Here is a 13,538-nt window from a genome sequence, read left to right as displayed (position 1 = left end):
GCTCAGGCCTCGCCTGCTGCCACGGCGGCAGCGACATCGCGCGCCAGGGTGCGGCCCCCACGTTGCGCGCCGAGCGCGCGGCGTTGGTCGCCATCGGTGGGCGCGGCCAATGCATCGAGCAGTGCCTGCGCCAGATCGCCCTCCCACAGCGATTCCACCGCGCCCATGCGCACGTAGTTTTCCACGCCCGGCGCAAACACCGGCGAGCTCTTGCTCAATGCCTGCAAGGTGTCGACCGATTGCTTGGTCACGCGCGCCATCGCGCGCAGATCCATGACCCGGATCTGCGCATCGGGCAGTGCATGGATATGGTCGGCCATCAACCCGAACGACAGGAATCCACCGCTGACCGATTCGCCGTAGACCAGCGTGATCAGCCGCGCGCCGCGCCTGCGTGCCAACTCCAGTGCGCGTGCCAGGTGGGCGAAATAACCGTTGATGCCGAGGAGTTCATCGCGCCGTGCCAGCCGCTGCCCGGCGGTGTCGGCCAGCATCACGATCGGGCGCTGCGGGTAGGCGCGCGTGCTTGCCAAGACGGTGGCCGCCAAGGCCAAGGCGTGGTCGACACCCACTTCGAGCTTGTTGGCGGTGCCGATCACGGTGACCTCGCCAGCGGCAGTAGTTGCGCTGCCGGTCAGCACATCGTCGTTACGCGCGATGGCGTGACCGAGCGGAAACAGCTGGTCGAGCAGGCGGCTCAGTTCCATGGGAGGCTCCGATCTGCGGTTGCGGCAAGGAAGGCCTCGGTGTCCAGCAGCGGCAGGCGCTGCGCATCGACGATGCCCTGGCGCTTCCAGATCTCCAGCCCGTCGCGGCAATCGCCGTATGCATCAATGCGCGCTGCCAGCTGCTGCTGCGCATGCTCCAACGCCTGCAATGCGGCCTCGCCGGTCGCCTCGGTGAGGGCATCGAGCGTGGCCAACGCTGCATCGGCGAATGCATCGATGCGATCGGCCACCAACGTGTGGGCTTCGCCAATCAGGTAGCGGTGTTTGCCGCCGGTGACGCGCCACACCAGGGCACGGTCGCGCGCGTCGAACTCCTCCACCCCACGCACGGTTTCGATCACGTCCGGGCCGGACAACGACAAGCGGCCTTCTTCGGACATGATCACCGCGCTGCAGCAGCGCGCCACGATGCCCATGCCGCCGAATGCACCGTTGCCGCTGCCGATCAAGGCCAGCACCGGCACACCGGCGGCACGCGCGCCCAAGGTGGCACGCATGATTTCGGAGATGGCGATGAGCCCGGCGTTGGCTTCATGCAGACGCACGCCGCCGGTGTCCAGCAGCAACAGCACCGCTGCCGGCTGCGTGGTTGCGGCGCGCTCCAGCAGGCCAGTGAGCTTGGCGCCATGCACTTCGCCCACGCCGCCGCCCATGAAGGCGCCTTGTTGCGCCGCGATCAACACATCGCGGCCGCGCAATGTGCCTTCGCCCACCACGATGCCGTCATCGAAGGCGCCGGGTGTTTCCAGTTGTGCCAGATGCGGGCTGATCAAGCGACGACGCGGGCCAACGAACTCGCGAAAGCTGCAGGCATCCAGCACGCCATCGATGCGCTCGCGCGCATCGGCCTCGTAATAGCTGCGCTCGGCCATGGGAATGGTGGTGCTCATACATATCTCCCGACAACACACGTAGGAGCGCACCTGGGCGCGACTGAAGCGGTACCGGGAAAGCCCTTCGCGCCCGGGTGCGCTCCTACGGGATTGCGGCGGTCGGCACGATCGACAATGGTGCTCCCGACGACGCGCGTAGGAGCGAACCTGGGCGCGACCGGGGCATGACTGGGAATGCCCGTCGCGCCCGGGTGCGCTCCTACGGAATAGCTGCGGCGACTCATGCAACCTCTCCCTGCAGCACATCCAGCGCTTGTTCCAGGCGCAGGCTCACCACCGCCGGCGTGGCGCCGACATCGTTGATGCTGATGCGCACATCGCGCAGTGGATGACGTGCGGCGAAATCGTCCAGCACTGCCTGCCAGATCGCGCCAAAGCCACGTGCGGCGGTGAGGATCTCGATTTCCATGGCACCGTCGAGCGGCACGCGCTCGACCAGCACTTCCAGATTGCCGGAAGCCACGACACCGACCAGCGCGTGTTCCAGCCCCGCGCGTGCACCGCGCTGGCCATCAAAGCGATATCGCAGGGTTTCCATGCTGTGCCCTTACCAATTGCGAAAACGTTTCGGCGGGTCGTACAAGCCGCCGGACCAACGCACCAGGTCCTTGACCGTGCGCGCTGCCAACAAATCGCGCGTGGCATCGCGCGGGCGAATGCCCAAATCGTCCGGCCGCTTGATGACGCCGCGGTCGCGCAGGTTTTCGACCATGCGCTTGTCGCGCCCCAGGCCCACTGCGGTATAGCCGGACACGCCACGGATGGCCTGCTCGCGTTCCTCCGGCGTGCGGCACAACAGCAGGTTGGCGATGCCCTCTTCGGTGAGTACATGGCTGACATCGTCGCCGTAGATCATCACCGGCGGCAGCGGCATGTTGGCGCGCTCTGCCAATTCCCAGGCGTCGAGTTTGTCGACGAAGGCCGGCGCCATGTGTTCGCGGAAGGTCTCCACCATCTGCACCACCAGCTTGCGCCCACGCGGCATCTCGCCCGGCATTGCCGCTTCGCGCCCGGCCTTGAGCCAGGCGGCGCTGGCATGCCGGCGACCGCGCGCATCCGAACCCATGTTGGGCGCGCCGCCGAAACCGGCAATGCGGTCGCGCGTGGCGGTGGAACTGTTGCCCTGCAAATCGATCTGCAACGTGGAGCCGATGAACATGTCGCAGGCATACAGCCCGGCGGTCTGCGACAGCGCGCGGTTGGAGCGCATGCTGCCATCGGCGCCGGTAAAGAAGACGTCCGGGCGTGCGGCGATGTAGTTCTCCATGCCCAGCTCGGAACCGAACGAGTGCACCGACTGCACGAAACCCGATTCGATCGCGGGGATCAGCGCCGGATGCGGATTGAGCGCCCAATGCCGGCAGATCTTGCCCTTCAACCCCAACGATTCGGCATAGGTCGGCAATAGCAGTTCGATGGCGGCAGTATCGAAACCGATGCCGTGATTGAGCCGGTCCACGCCGTATTCGGCATAGATGCCTTTGATGGCCATCATCGCCATCAACACCTGGATCTCGGAGATCTGCGCCGGGTCGCGGGTGAACAGCGGTTCGATGTAATTGGGCTTGGGCGCCTGGGTCACGAAATCTACCCAATCGGCAGGAATATCCACGCGCGGCAAGGTGTCGAGGATTTCGTTGACCTGCGCGATCACGATGCCGCCCTTGAACGCGGTGGCTTCCACGATCACCGGCGTGTCTTCGGTATTGGGGCCGGTATAGAGATTGCCGTGGCGATCGGCCGCCTGCGCGGTGACCAGTGCGATGCGCGGGGTCAGGTCGATGAAGTAGCGGCCGAACAACTCCAGATAGGTGTGGATGGCACCGATTTCGATACGACCTTCACTGACCAGCCCGGCCAGGCGCGCTGCCTGCGGGCCGGAAAACGAAAAATCCAGGCGCTTGGCGATGCCGCGTTCGAAGACGTCCAGATGCGCGGCTAGCGATAGCACCGATTGCACCATGTGCAGGTCATGCACGCGGGCCGGATCCACCTCGGTGAGGCAACGTGCCAGGAAATCGGCCTGCTTCTGGTTGTTGCCTTCCAGGCACACGCGGTCGCCGGGCTCGATCACCGCTTCCAGCAGCGCCACCACATCGTCGGCAGCCACCACGCGGCCCTGCGGCGCCAGCGCGGCGGCCCGCTGCAAGCGCTGACGCCGGCTTTCGGCCTGGGTGTCCCACTGTCGACTCATGCCTCTGCCTCGCCGGGGCAAGCCCGTAATGTCAAAGTAATTACATCGTAATTATGGATTCCGTGCATGTCTAGACGCGTTGCAGCATCCGGGTCGTCGCCGGAGGGGCGGTCACCCACCCGAGAGTCGGGCGCTTGTGCATCAACGCACTTCGATATATCGTTTCTCCATGCTTCGATATATCGAATGAAAAAGCGCCCCCCCTTCAGCCCATCGGCCGATCTCGATGCGGCGCCTGCCAGTGGTCGCAGTGACAGCGCACGCGTGCGCCCGCTTGAGCACGGTGATCTGCGCCTGCTGCTGCTGGCGCTGATTGCCGAGCGCCCGTGCCATGGCTATGAGCTGATGCGACAGATCGCCGCCCTGTTCAAGGGGCTGTACACACCCAGCGCCGGGGCGATTTATCCGGCGCTGGCGCAGCTGGAAGCGGCCGGCTGGGTGCATACCGATCTGGATGCCGGCCGCAAGCGCTATCAGGTCACGGCCGCTGGCGGCTACTACGTTGCACAGCAACGCGATGCGCTCGATGCCGCCTTGGCCCGTACCCATCGGCGCGCGCGCGAGTTGATCAAGTCGCAAACGCCGGCCCCGATTCGCGAGGCGATTCATCGCATCAAACATGGTTTGTTCGCGCGCCACGGGCAATGGAACGCGGCAGAGACCGCGCGGATTGCTGCATTACTCAACGCCGCCGCCGACGGCATGGAGCGCGACGACGACTGAGCCGGTGTCGTGCGGTGACGTTTGGGGCCGGCCTGACAGCGATCTGCGAGCTGCGTAGGTCGATCCAGCGACGGCACTGCCTTCGATTCCAGGCAATGCCACTGCACGCAGCTTCGCATTTCCCCTCATCTGCTCCTGCGGGACACGTCTCGCGCAGGGAGAAGGCAACGCCACTGCGCTGGGTGACAGCGCATCACCGTGGCAGGTCGCCACTCACCACCTCATTGACTGATCACGCAGTGATTTCCTAACGCTCCATCCCTCTCCCGCACCGCCGCGCATCCCTGCGGCCCTCCAGGAATTGCACCCCATGGCTGCACACACCAATACCCAACTCCGTCGCGACCCACGCCTGCGCTCCGTGCAGGTGCTGCGTTGCGAAGCGATCACCCCGCACATGCGCCGCATCGTGTTCGGCGGCGGCGAACTGGCCGGTTTCCAGAGCGAGGCGCCAGACGATCACGTCAAACTGTTCTTTCCCAATGCCGACGGCGCCTTCGTGCTGCCGACCATGATGCCGGAAGGCCCGCGCTACGAGGAAGGCGCGCTGCCTTCGCCGGCGCGCGACTACACGCCACGCGCTTTCGATCCGCAGAGCGGCGAGTTGAGCATCGACTTCGTGTTGCACGGCGAGGGCGTGGCCTCCAGTTGGGCCGCGCGCGCGCAGCCCGGCGACCCACTGAAAATCGGCGGCCCGCGCGGCTCGTTCCTGGTTGCCGACGACTATGACCACTACGTATTGATCGGTGACGAAACCGCGCTGCCGGCGATTGGCCGCTGGCTCGAAGCGATGCCCGCCGGCATGCACGCACAGGTGTTCATCGAGATCGCCGACGCCGCCGAGCGGCAGGAACTGCTCAGCGCCGCCGAAGTGCAGGTGAACTGGCTGGAGCGCAATGGCTTCGAAGCCGCCAGCAGCACCCTGCTGGAAGACAGCCTGCGCGACTACGAGCCACAGGATGGCGACACGTTCTACTGGATCGGCGCCGAGTCGACGCGTGCGCGCGCCATGCGCAAGTTCCTGGAAGAGCACCTGGGCGTGGGCAAGGACGATGTGCGCGCCAAGGGCTATTGGAAGGCGACCTCGGATGACTCAGCGGTGATTGCGGGTTGAACCCGCTCACGTAAGATGGATGCTGCAATCGCAGGTCATGCAACCGCCGTTCCCCCTGGGCACGATAAGCGAGACGCAAGCATGAAAGACTCCCCAGAAATTCATCGCCGTCGCATCCTGAAAGCCGCAGCAGTTACCGCCCTTTTGGCAGCATCGCCCTTCGCCATGTCCTCAGGGCAGCAGGGCGATCCAGCGCCCCAGCACCTCGTCGCCCCTGATCGTCAGTTGTTGGAGATCAGAGTGCGTGGCGACCTGAGCGGCAGAGACGTTGAGTTGGAGCTCACCCCTGGCGAGCTGTCTCCCATCGTCAAGCTGCCTGATCGCCGAAGCTATCGTGTAAAAGCCTCGACGATTCGCACTGACCCCAGGTTCGGACCGATCTATGCGTTGGTTCTGGCAGACGCGTCCGGCAACCCGCTCAACCGGATGAACATCGCGAGCAATACGACCGCGACGTTTGGCGAACAGCGGGTACAGGTGTATCTGCTATCGCTGGAGCAAGCCACACACGTTCAAAGCGTATCCAAAGCGCAAGGGCGTTATAGGTAAGCCCCTGATCGTGGAGGCCCTCAGCGTCAGGGCCTCCGTTCATTGATGGCACGCGATGAGCGCCAGCTCACGACCCCGCCGGCCAGGAGCGCAGCTCAGGCAAGTCCGCTTGCACCTGCGCCGGATCGATGCGCGTATGCAGCCAGGCCAGCGCGACCGGCAACGGACACAGGTACTGGCCATGACAGCCGGGCAGCACCAGGGTGGACGAGGCCAGCGCATCACCATCGAAGCGGCCGCTGCGCAACGCCGCCAGGCTGGGCATCAAGGTCCGCACGCGCAGCAACGGCGCGCCGTCGCGTTCGAGCACGTCCAGCACCAACGCGCCACCGGGCGGATAGTCGTCGGGACGATCGCTGCGATGCCAGTCCACACCGAGCAGGCCGCCGAGCGTGGCCAGATTGGTGTCGTGGCCGACCAGCACCAGCAGGCGGGTGGACGGCGGCGCCAGGGCCGCCACCGACGGCGCTTGCCCAACCGCTGCCTGCACGGTGGCCAGCAGATGCGCGAGCAGGTTGGACGCCGCCGCGCGGGCGCCCGGCAACGGGCGCTTGCTTTGAGCGAACGAGGCGTTGTGCAAGCTAATCAACTGCGCCACTGCGGCGCGATCCACCCGACCCCAGCCCAGCTGTGCGGCATCGAAACCTTCGACGTCCTCCAGCATCAGGTCCTCGGCCAGTCCACCGGCCAGCTTGAGGGTGCTGGCGGCGGCCGGCGAGCCGTCGCGCGTGGCCGGATCGTAGAGCAGGCTCTCCGGCGGCGGCACGACACAGCGCCCATGCTGGCAGCCGCTCAACACCGCCTGCAGTTGCGCCAACTGCGCACGGGTGTCGGCCTCCAGCCGCACCGGCGGTGCGGACGCCTTGCCGCCATCGAACACTGCATTGCGCTCGCCCTCCGGCAGGGCCTGGTAGTGCACTGCGCAGTCCGGCGCCATGCCCTGCAGCAGCGCTTGCGCGCTGGCGTGGTTGCGGGCGGTACTGTCGGCGATGGTGACGATCTGTTCGGTGCCCGCGCAGCCACGGGCCGGCAGCCCAAGCGGCGGCGCCAGCAGCGCGCGATAACGTGCGCCCAACGCCTGCATGCCGGCTCGTCCGTGCGGCGTCAGCTGGCCCTCGGCCACCGGCCAGTGCGGCCACGGCTGCGCGCTGTAGCGATCCAGTTCGCTGCCGGGCTGGGTCGGTGCACGGATGCCATGCCGCACCAGCACGATGCTCAGGCGTAGGTGCGCGGTTGCGGCGGCGGTCTCTTTTGCCACAACCGGTTTTGCCATCGGCAGGCAGAGCGCCAGACCCAGCAGGGCGTGCCACATCGTCGTGGCAAAAGAGCGATTACGCATGGCTTGCCTCAGAAGGTCGCCGACAACGCGAGCACGACCCCGCGTCCAGACCGACCGACAGACTGCTGTGCATGGACGGCACGCACACCGACGGTGCGCGTGCCGCCAGGCCGGACACCGCGGCGACGCAAAGGCTGCGCTTGCAAGAACAGAAGCAGCGATCTACCCAAGCGCACGACAGACATCACCGGTCCAGAAAAATGTGCCCAGCCTGCGTGGACCGGATGACGCGTGGATGACAACCGCCAACTCCGTTGCCGTGCGTTGCGCCTGGCAGTGGATGAGCGGCGATGGCGAAGGCGCGATCTGCGGACAGCGACGCTGCATCAAGTTTGCCCAACGCCGCGGCGACCACCTGTTTGCCGATGCCAGAGTCCACGCCGCTGACGCTGCCGGCGATGCCGTACGCGGCGGCGCTTCCCAAGACACGCCCCGACACGCAGGCTGCCCCAACATGTCGTGCCCACACCCGACGGGTCGCACGTGGTCGTCCCCCTCAACGACAAAGGCCCGCCGAAGCGGGCCTTTGCCTGGACAGCAGCCAGACCGCTTACTTGGCTGCGGCATCCTTCGCCGCAGCATCGCCGGCCTTGGCCTGCAGGGCTTCGGTGGTGATGCGGATCTTCACTTCGTCGCTGACGTTCGGGGCGTACTGGCCCAGGCCGAAATCGCTGCGCTTGATGGTGGTGGTGGCGTCGAAACCGGCGGCCGGCACCTTCTTCATCGGGTGCTCGCCGGCACCGTTGAGGGTGACGTCCAGCACGACCGGCTTGGTCTGACCCTTGATGGTCAGGTCGCCGGTGACGGTCAGCTTGTTGGTGCCGGCAGCTTCCACCTTGGTGCTCTTGAAGGTGGCGGTCGGGAACTTGGCCGCGTCGAAGAAGTCACCGCTCTTGAGGTGTTCGTCGAACTTGGCGGTGAAGCTGTTCAAGCCGGACAGCGGCAGGGTGACCTGCACCGTGGACTTGGTCACGTCGGCCGCGTCGTACACCAGGGTGCCGTCGACATTGCCGAAGTGCGCGCTCGGGTTGGAGAAGCCGAAGTGGCTCCACTGCGCCAGCACGTCGGTGTGCGACGGGTCCAGGGTGTAGGTGCCCGACGCCACTTCCACGGCCGGGGCGGTCGAGGCGGCAGCCGCCGGTGCCGGCGCCGGCGCAGCAGCGGCGTCGGCCGGTGCGGTGGCAGCGGCCGGGGTTTCGGCGGCCGGAGCGGCAGTGTTGTCGGCCGGCTTGGAGCAGGCGGCAATGGCCAGGGTCAGGGCGAGCGGCAGCAACAGCTTGTGGGTGGTCTTCATTGGAACTCCATGGGATGAGAGACGCGTCGGATCAACGCGGGTGGGACAGATGCAGACGGACGAGGACTGCAGGAAACGCAAGACACCATGTACGTCGACACGGCGAGCCAGATCAAGCGATCGGCCGGCAAACGGCCAACTGCGTCGCTTGAACGTGGCAGGCACACGCGGTAGCCGGGCCGGCACGCGCCGCCCATGGCGCTGCGCCGCAGCCGGCACGCATGTATCGCCTTACTCGAAACGCGCCGCTTCGTCGAAGCTCAGGCGTGGCGAACGCGGGAACAGCCCGGCCGGGTCGCCGTAGCCAAGATTGACCAGGAAGTTGGACTTGATCGGCGTACCGGCGAAGAACGCCGCATCCACCTTGGCGTTGTCGAAGCCGGACATCGGGCCGGCATCCAGCCCCAGCGCACGCGCGGCCAGAATCAGGTAGGCGCCCTGCAGTGAGCCATTGCGGAACGCCGATTCGGTGCGGCCCTCGCGCGGGCCGTCGAACCAGCTCTTGGCGTCGGCATGCGGGAACAGGTACGGCAGCTTCTCGTGGAAGTCTTCGTCGTGCGCCACGATCACCGTCACCGGTGCGGCCAGCGTCTTGGCGGCATTGCCCTCCGACAGCGCCGGCTTGAGCTTGGCCTTGCCCTCGGCGCTGGTCACGAATACAAAGCGCGCCGGACCGCTATTGGCCGCGGTGGGGCCCCACTTCACCAGCTCATACAGCTCACGCAGCACCTCGTGGCTGACCGGCGTGTCGGCAAACGCGTTTTGCGTGCGGGCGGTGCGGAACAGCTGATCCAGTGCGGCGGCGTTGAGCGAGTCGGACATGAGCACTCCAGGGGAAGGGGTGGTGCGACGGTAGGCTGCGGCGTCGGCGCCAGTGTGAAGACCCGCAGTGTAGAGTGGCGCGATTGCCGCCACACGCGTTCAATCTGAAACAAATCTATGTCGGATCTGAAACGATGGGGCTGACCTGGGCACTGAGCGACGGCCGTGCCGGCAATGCGCGCCAGGCCGAAGCGCTGGCGCGTGCACTGCAGCCCGATGCCTGTCAGCCCCTGCACCTGCAGACCAACGCGCCGTGGCGTTGGGCGGCGCCGCGGCGGCTCCCCGGCGCACGGCAGGCCTTCGGCGCGCAATTTGCCCGGCAACTGCAGCAGCCCCCGGCGCTTGTCATCGGCTGCGGCCGGCAGGCGGCGCTGGCGACCCGGTTGCTGCGTGCCCAGGGCAGCCGCAGCGTGCAGATCCTGGATCCGCGGCTGGACCCGCGTCACTGGGACCTGCTGGTCGTGCCCGAGCACGATGCACTGCGCGGCAGCAACGTACTCACCCTGCTCGGCAGCCTGCATCCGGTGGACGATGCGTGGCTGGCGGCCGGCCGGGCCGCGTTCCCCGCAATCGGCGGCTTGCCGGGCCCGCGGCTGGCCTTGCTGGTCGGTGGGCCCACCGACCAGGTGCCATGGACGCTACAGGCGCTGGCGGCCCTGTGCACGTCGTTGCGTGCCCAACTGCGCGCGCTGGGCGGCAGCCTGCTGGTGACCATCTCGCGCCGCACGCCGGGCGATGCAATCGCAACGGTGCGCGCGGCCTGCGCCGGCCTGCCGCATCTGCTGTGGTGCGACGAGCGCGATGGGCCCAACCCATACGCCGGCCTGCTCGGCTGGGCCGATGCCATCGTGGCCAGCGCCGATTCGGTCAACCTGCTCTCCGAAGCCTGCGCCACCCGTGTGGCGGTGGCCGCCGCGTTCGGCGAACAGGCACGCGGGCGCGTGGGCAACTACCTGCACGCATTGCGACAACGCCAGCGTTTGCGCCCGGCAGATGAAGTTATCGCCGGCGCTGTCGATATCGTGGCAGTGCGCGAAACCGAGCGCATCGCCATGCAGGTGCGTGCGCGCCTGCTGGCATGACCCAAGGCCCATCAGCGGGCCACTGAGACCCAGAGCGGCCAATAAAACGACTACGCAACCGCCAGGCGAGCGCGGCCGGTGTTCAGAATCGGCATGTACCACGCGTACACGCCGGTTCCTGTGCGCCGTCCACGCCCACCTGACGACCGCTCGCTACGTTTTGTCAGCCACTCTCAGGACGCTGCGCATGACCGGGACAATCGACGCGCGATGGATGGGGCACACCCGGCGCCGGGCGATCGCACTGCTGGTCCTTGCCGCATTACCGCTGGCCGCCATCGCAGCAGCACCGCGCTGCGTACCGCGCTAACCATCACCGCACGCCACCGCCGCGATGTTCGACCTGGCCGGCTCCACCGCGCAGGCACTGGATGCGTTGCCCGACGCCAAGGTGGTGCTGCTGGCACGCGGCGGGCCGGACCTAAGCCGCTAGGGCCTGAAACACAGCCACCTGGCGTTCGCCGTGCGCGACGACGATGGCATCTGGCGCGTGCGGCACCTGCTCAATCGCTGCAAAGCGATGCCTCGCAGCTCTCTATCGAAAGCCTGAGCAATTTCGTCGGCGAGCGTGCGTTGAGCAGCGATCAGCGCGTGGGCATTCTCACCCTGGCATTACAGCAACGTCTGCACGCACTGCCCAGTGGCAGCGGCGACCTCGCCCACCGCCTGCATGAGACGCGCTAAGGATGGTCTGATCAATGCGGCCAGAGGATGCGTCGACCCGCATCGGTAGCGCTGACTACGCTCACACCTTCGGTTTTTCGCTGTTTCCAGCGCATTCTCGGGGCGTTCTCCCCATTACAGGCACAACTTCCCAACGGCAGGCATCAACTGCTTCCGCTTCAGCCACAGGTTCGACAGCGCAAAGAGCGTCAGCACCTGCGCGGTGTTTTTGACCAGGCCGCGATAGCGCACCTTGGCATAGCCAAACTGGCGCTTGATCACCCGAAACGGATGTTCCACCTTCGCACGCAGGCTGGCCTTGGTGTGCTCCCAGCGCTTGGCCAACTTCAGTTCGCGCTTGTTCTTGATCTGCTTCAGCTTCGAGGGCTTCTCCGCGATCAGGTAGCGTAGCTTGCGCTTGCCCTTGATCTCATCGCGCTTCTCAAGCCCGGTGTAGCCGCTGTCCCCACACACCGTGTCTTCCTTGCCATGCAGCAGCTTGTGCGCTTGCGTGATGTCCGCCACGTTGGCTGCCGTGCATTCCACGTGGTGCACTAGGCCGGATTCATCATCCACTCCAATGTGCGCCTTCATCCCGAAGAAGTATTGGTTGCCCTTCTTGGTCTGGCGCATCTCCGGATCGCGCTCACCGTCCTTGTTCTTGGTCGAACTGGGCGCAGAGATAATCGTGGCATCCACAATCGTCCCGCCGCGCAGGCTCTGACCCTTGCGCGACAGATGCGCGTTCACCCGATTGAACAGCTTGCGCGCCAAATCGTGCTGCTCCAGCAGATGGCGAAAGTTGAGAATCGTCGTCTCGTCCGGCACCTCATCCAGCCCGCCGATCTTGGCGAAACGGCGCATCGACACCGTGTCGTACAAGGCTTCTTCCGCCGATGGATCGCTCAATGCATACCACTGCTGCAAAAAGTGGATGCGCAGCATCGTCTCCAGCCGATACGGCTGTCGTCCCGGTTGCCCCGACTTCGGATAGTGCGGCTCGATCAGCCCCAGCAGCTCCTTCCACGGCACGACCTGCTCCATCTCGGCCAAAAACACCTCACGCCGCGTCCGCTTGCGCTTGCCGTCGTACTCCGCGTCGCCGAAGGTCAGCTGCATCGAAATCGTCTACTCGGGTCGATGATCGATTGTGGCAGATCAGGACGGATTGTTCAGAGTTTCCCTAAAGCATCGTGGCGTATCCGTTTTCCACCGAATCAAAACTCCAACCAATGGGGTGCTGGAAGTGCTGGCCGCGGCGCTGGCGGCCGATGCGCCACCGGCGGTCGCGATTGCCAACCGCCGTGACGCACAGGCATGGCTGCGCACCGTGCGCTATCACCCAAGCGCCCTGCATCTGGACCTGAGCAGCGCATCGCGCGCGTTTTGTCGCGGCCAATGCGGCGATCACCGATCATCCTGTGAGCGAACATGTGTCCGGCAATTATTCGGTGGTTACGGTCGAATCGGTGTTCGACTTTCTGCATCAGCGCGACGCGGTGGACAAGGAACTTTCGATTGCACGCGCCGCCCCTACTCCTGGAGAAACGCCATGATGCACGTCCGTTTCTCGCTGCCAGCGCATGCCTGTTCGCCGCCTTGACCTTGCCCTGCGCGCATGCCGGCGAAGCGACCACACCCGGCGAAAAATCCGAGTTCTATTCGGCGCTGTCTCTCGCCATGCCAGCGCTGATCGCGTCCGGTGTGTTTGCCTGCGTTGTTGCCGGACCACTCACTGCATCGAGTGAGATGGCCGCGTCACGTCGTAAGGCGCACGCAGGCAAGCTGCCGCCAATGCGCGTGCAAGCCGTCGGCACCCTGCCTGCGGGTGCACGCCAGGTGCGCCTGCGGGACCCGCAACAAGCCGAGAACACCGCAGTGCTGCAGTGGCAGGCACACCAGGACGACCCCGGCCCAGGATCCGTGTCGGAGAAATGGTGAGGTTCCAACCTAGCCCCGCAGGCAGCGGCTGGACCGTGCATACGGGACAAGGGAAAGCATTGGCGTTCGTACCGACAGAAGCGGCTGCCGCATACGGCAGCAGCCAGACCTGGTGACATCCACTCATGCGCCGCAGGCCGGGTCCACCTCTGATCGACCGCAGCGCGATCGTCGTTGCATCGGCGGCGTTGCCACG

Annotated in this window: 13 protein-coding genes, 1 other RNA gene and 3 pseudogenes; 8 read left to right on the top strand and 9 right to left on the bottom strand. The window is 66.0% G+C overall.

From position 1 onward, the window contains the following. Positions 1-2: 2 nt before the first annotated feature. The 4 genes from mdcE to mdcA form a co-directional block, all read right to left on the bottom strand. Positions 3-707: a biotin-independent malonate decarboxylase subunit gamma gene (gene mdcE, locus ACCQ00_RS02870; RefSeq protein ID WP_039567902.1), complete on the bottom strand. Its 705-nt coding sequence runs from the start codon at positions 705-707 to the stop codon at positions 3-5. Beyond that, on the bottom strand, positions 698-1,600 hold the full coding sequence (locus tag ACCQ00_RS02865) for a biotin-independent malonate decarboxylase subunit beta (RefSeq protein WP_180301588.1): 903 nt from the start codon (positions 1,598-1,600) through the stop codon (positions 698-700). The genes mdcE and ACCQ00_RS02865 overlap by 10 nt, the downstream gene beginning before the upstream one ends. A 241-nt stretch (positions 1,601-1,841) precedes the next feature. Further along, entirely contained in the window at positions 1,842-2,159 is a 318-nt protein-coding gene (gene mdcC, locus ACCQ00_RS02860; protein WP_017155902.1) for a malonate decarboxylase acyl carrier protein, read from the bottom strand. Between the two features lie 9 nt (positions 2,160-2,168). Then, positions 2,169-3,815 (bottom strand): malonate decarboxylase subunit alpha, encoded by a 1,647-nt coding sequence (gene mdcA / locus ACCQ00_RS02855; RefSeq protein ID WP_039567915.1) that lies wholly within the window; start codon positions 3,813-3,815, stop codon positions 2,169-2,171. Between the two features lie 186 nt (positions 3,816-4,001). On the opposite strand from mdcA, the gene ACCQ00_RS02850 reads away from it, so the two are divergent. The 3 genes from ACCQ00_RS02850 (at position 4,002) to ACCQ00_RS02840 (ending at position 6,201) form a co-directional block, all read left to right on the top strand. Continuing rightward, positions 4,002-4,538 (top strand): PadR family transcriptional regulator, encoded by a 537-nt coding sequence (locus ACCQ00_RS02850; RefSeq protein ID WP_039567917.1) that lies wholly within the window; start codon positions 4,002-4,004, stop codon positions 4,536-4,538. A gap of 310 nt (positions 4,539-4,848) precedes the next feature. Beyond that, a complete protein-coding gene (locus ACCQ00_RS02845; RefSeq protein WP_039567919.1) occupies positions 4,849-5,652 on the top strand; it encodes a siderophore-interacting protein in 804 nt (267 codons plus the stop codon). Positions 5,653-5,817: 165 nt separating this feature from the next. Continuing rightward, positions 5,818-6,201 carry a hypothetical protein gene (locus ACCQ00_RS02840; RefSeq protein WP_039567920.1) on the top strand — a complete coding sequence of 128 codons (384 nt, stop codon included), beginning with the start codon at positions 5,818-5,820 and terminating at the stop codon, positions 6,199-6,201. A 67-nt stretch (positions 6,202-6,268) separates the two neighbouring features. Here ACCQ00_RS02840 and ACCQ00_RS02835 read toward each other — a convergent pair whose 3' ends face one another. From ACCQ00_RS02835 to ACCQ00_RS02820, 4 genes are all read right to left on the bottom strand, one after another. Next, on the bottom strand, positions 6,269-7,540 hold the full coding sequence (locus tag ACCQ00_RS02835; protein ID WP_039567922.1) for a histidine-type phosphatase: 1,272 nt from the start codon (positions 7,538-7,540) through the stop codon (positions 6,269-6,271). A gap of 184 nt (positions 7,541-7,724) precedes the next feature. Next, complete coding sequence (locus ACCQ00_RS02830) at positions 7,725-7,964, bottom strand: hypothetical protein (protein WP_039567923.1); 240 nt, start codon at positions 7,962-7,964, stop codon at positions 7,725-7,727. Positions 7,965-8,090: 126 nt separating this feature from the next. Further along, positions 8,091-8,834 (bottom strand): YceI family protein, encoded by a 744-nt coding sequence (locus ACCQ00_RS02825; RefSeq protein WP_080948784.1) that lies wholly within the window; start codon positions 8,832-8,834, stop codon positions 8,091-8,093. A 231-nt stretch (positions 8,835-9,065) separates the two neighbouring features. After that, positions 9,066-9,656, bottom strand: coding sequence for a malonic semialdehyde reductase (locus ACCQ00_RS02820; RefSeq protein WP_008571724.1), 591 nt, complete (start codon positions 9,654-9,656; stop codon positions 9,066-9,068). 134 nt (positions 9,657-9,790) lie between these two features. On the opposite strand from ACCQ00_RS02820, the gene ACCQ00_RS02815 reads away from it, so the two are divergent. The 3 genes and pseudogenes from ACCQ00_RS02815 to ACCQ00_RS02805 form a co-directional block, all read left to right on the top strand. After that, entirely contained in the window at positions 9,791-10,738 is a 948-nt protein-coding gene (locus tag ACCQ00_RS02815) for a mitochondrial fission ELM1 family protein (protein WP_039567932.1), read from the top strand. A 93-nt stretch (positions 10,739-10,831) separates the two neighbouring features. Then, positions 10,832-10,907, top strand: a non-coding RNA gene (locus ACCQ00_RS02810) — sX9 sRNA. Positions 10,908-10,925: 18 nt separating this feature from the next. Continuing rightward, positions 10,926-11,419 (top strand): annotated as a pseudogene (locus ACCQ00_RS02805) (DUF2145 domain-containing protein); the annotation flags it as partial. A 117-nt stretch (positions 11,420-11,536) separates the two neighbouring features. Here the strand turns inward: ACCQ00_RS02805 and ACCQ00_RS02800 are convergent. Next, positions 11,537-12,520 carry an IS5-like element ISXfu1 family transposase gene (locus ACCQ00_RS02800; RefSeq protein WP_022557821.1) on the bottom strand — a complete coding sequence of 328 codons (984 nt, stop codon included), beginning with the start codon at positions 12,518-12,520 and terminating at the stop codon, positions 11,537-11,539. Between the two features lie 68 nt (positions 12,521-12,588). Between ACCQ00_RS02800 and ACCQ00_RS02795 the strand changes: the two are divergent. Then, positions 12,589-12,957 (top strand): annotated as a pseudogene (locus ACCQ00_RS02795) (DUF2145 domain-containing protein); the annotation flags it as partial. Next, a pseudogene (locus tag ACCQ00_RS02790) lies at positions 12,941-13,458 on the top strand (hypothetical protein). The pseudogenes ACCQ00_RS02795 and ACCQ00_RS02790, both read left to right, overlap by 17 nt. Positions 13,459-13,538: the final 80 nt, after the last annotated feature.

The sequence above is a fragment of the Xanthomonas sp. NCPPB 3761 genome, from assembly GCF_041475705.2.
GTDB lineage: Bacteria > Pseudomonadota > Gammaproteobacteria > Xanthomonadales > Xanthomonadaceae > Xanthomonas > Xanthomonas phaseoli.
Note: the sequence above shows the minus strand (reverse complement) of the source record. Positions and strands in the feature narration are given on the sequence as shown.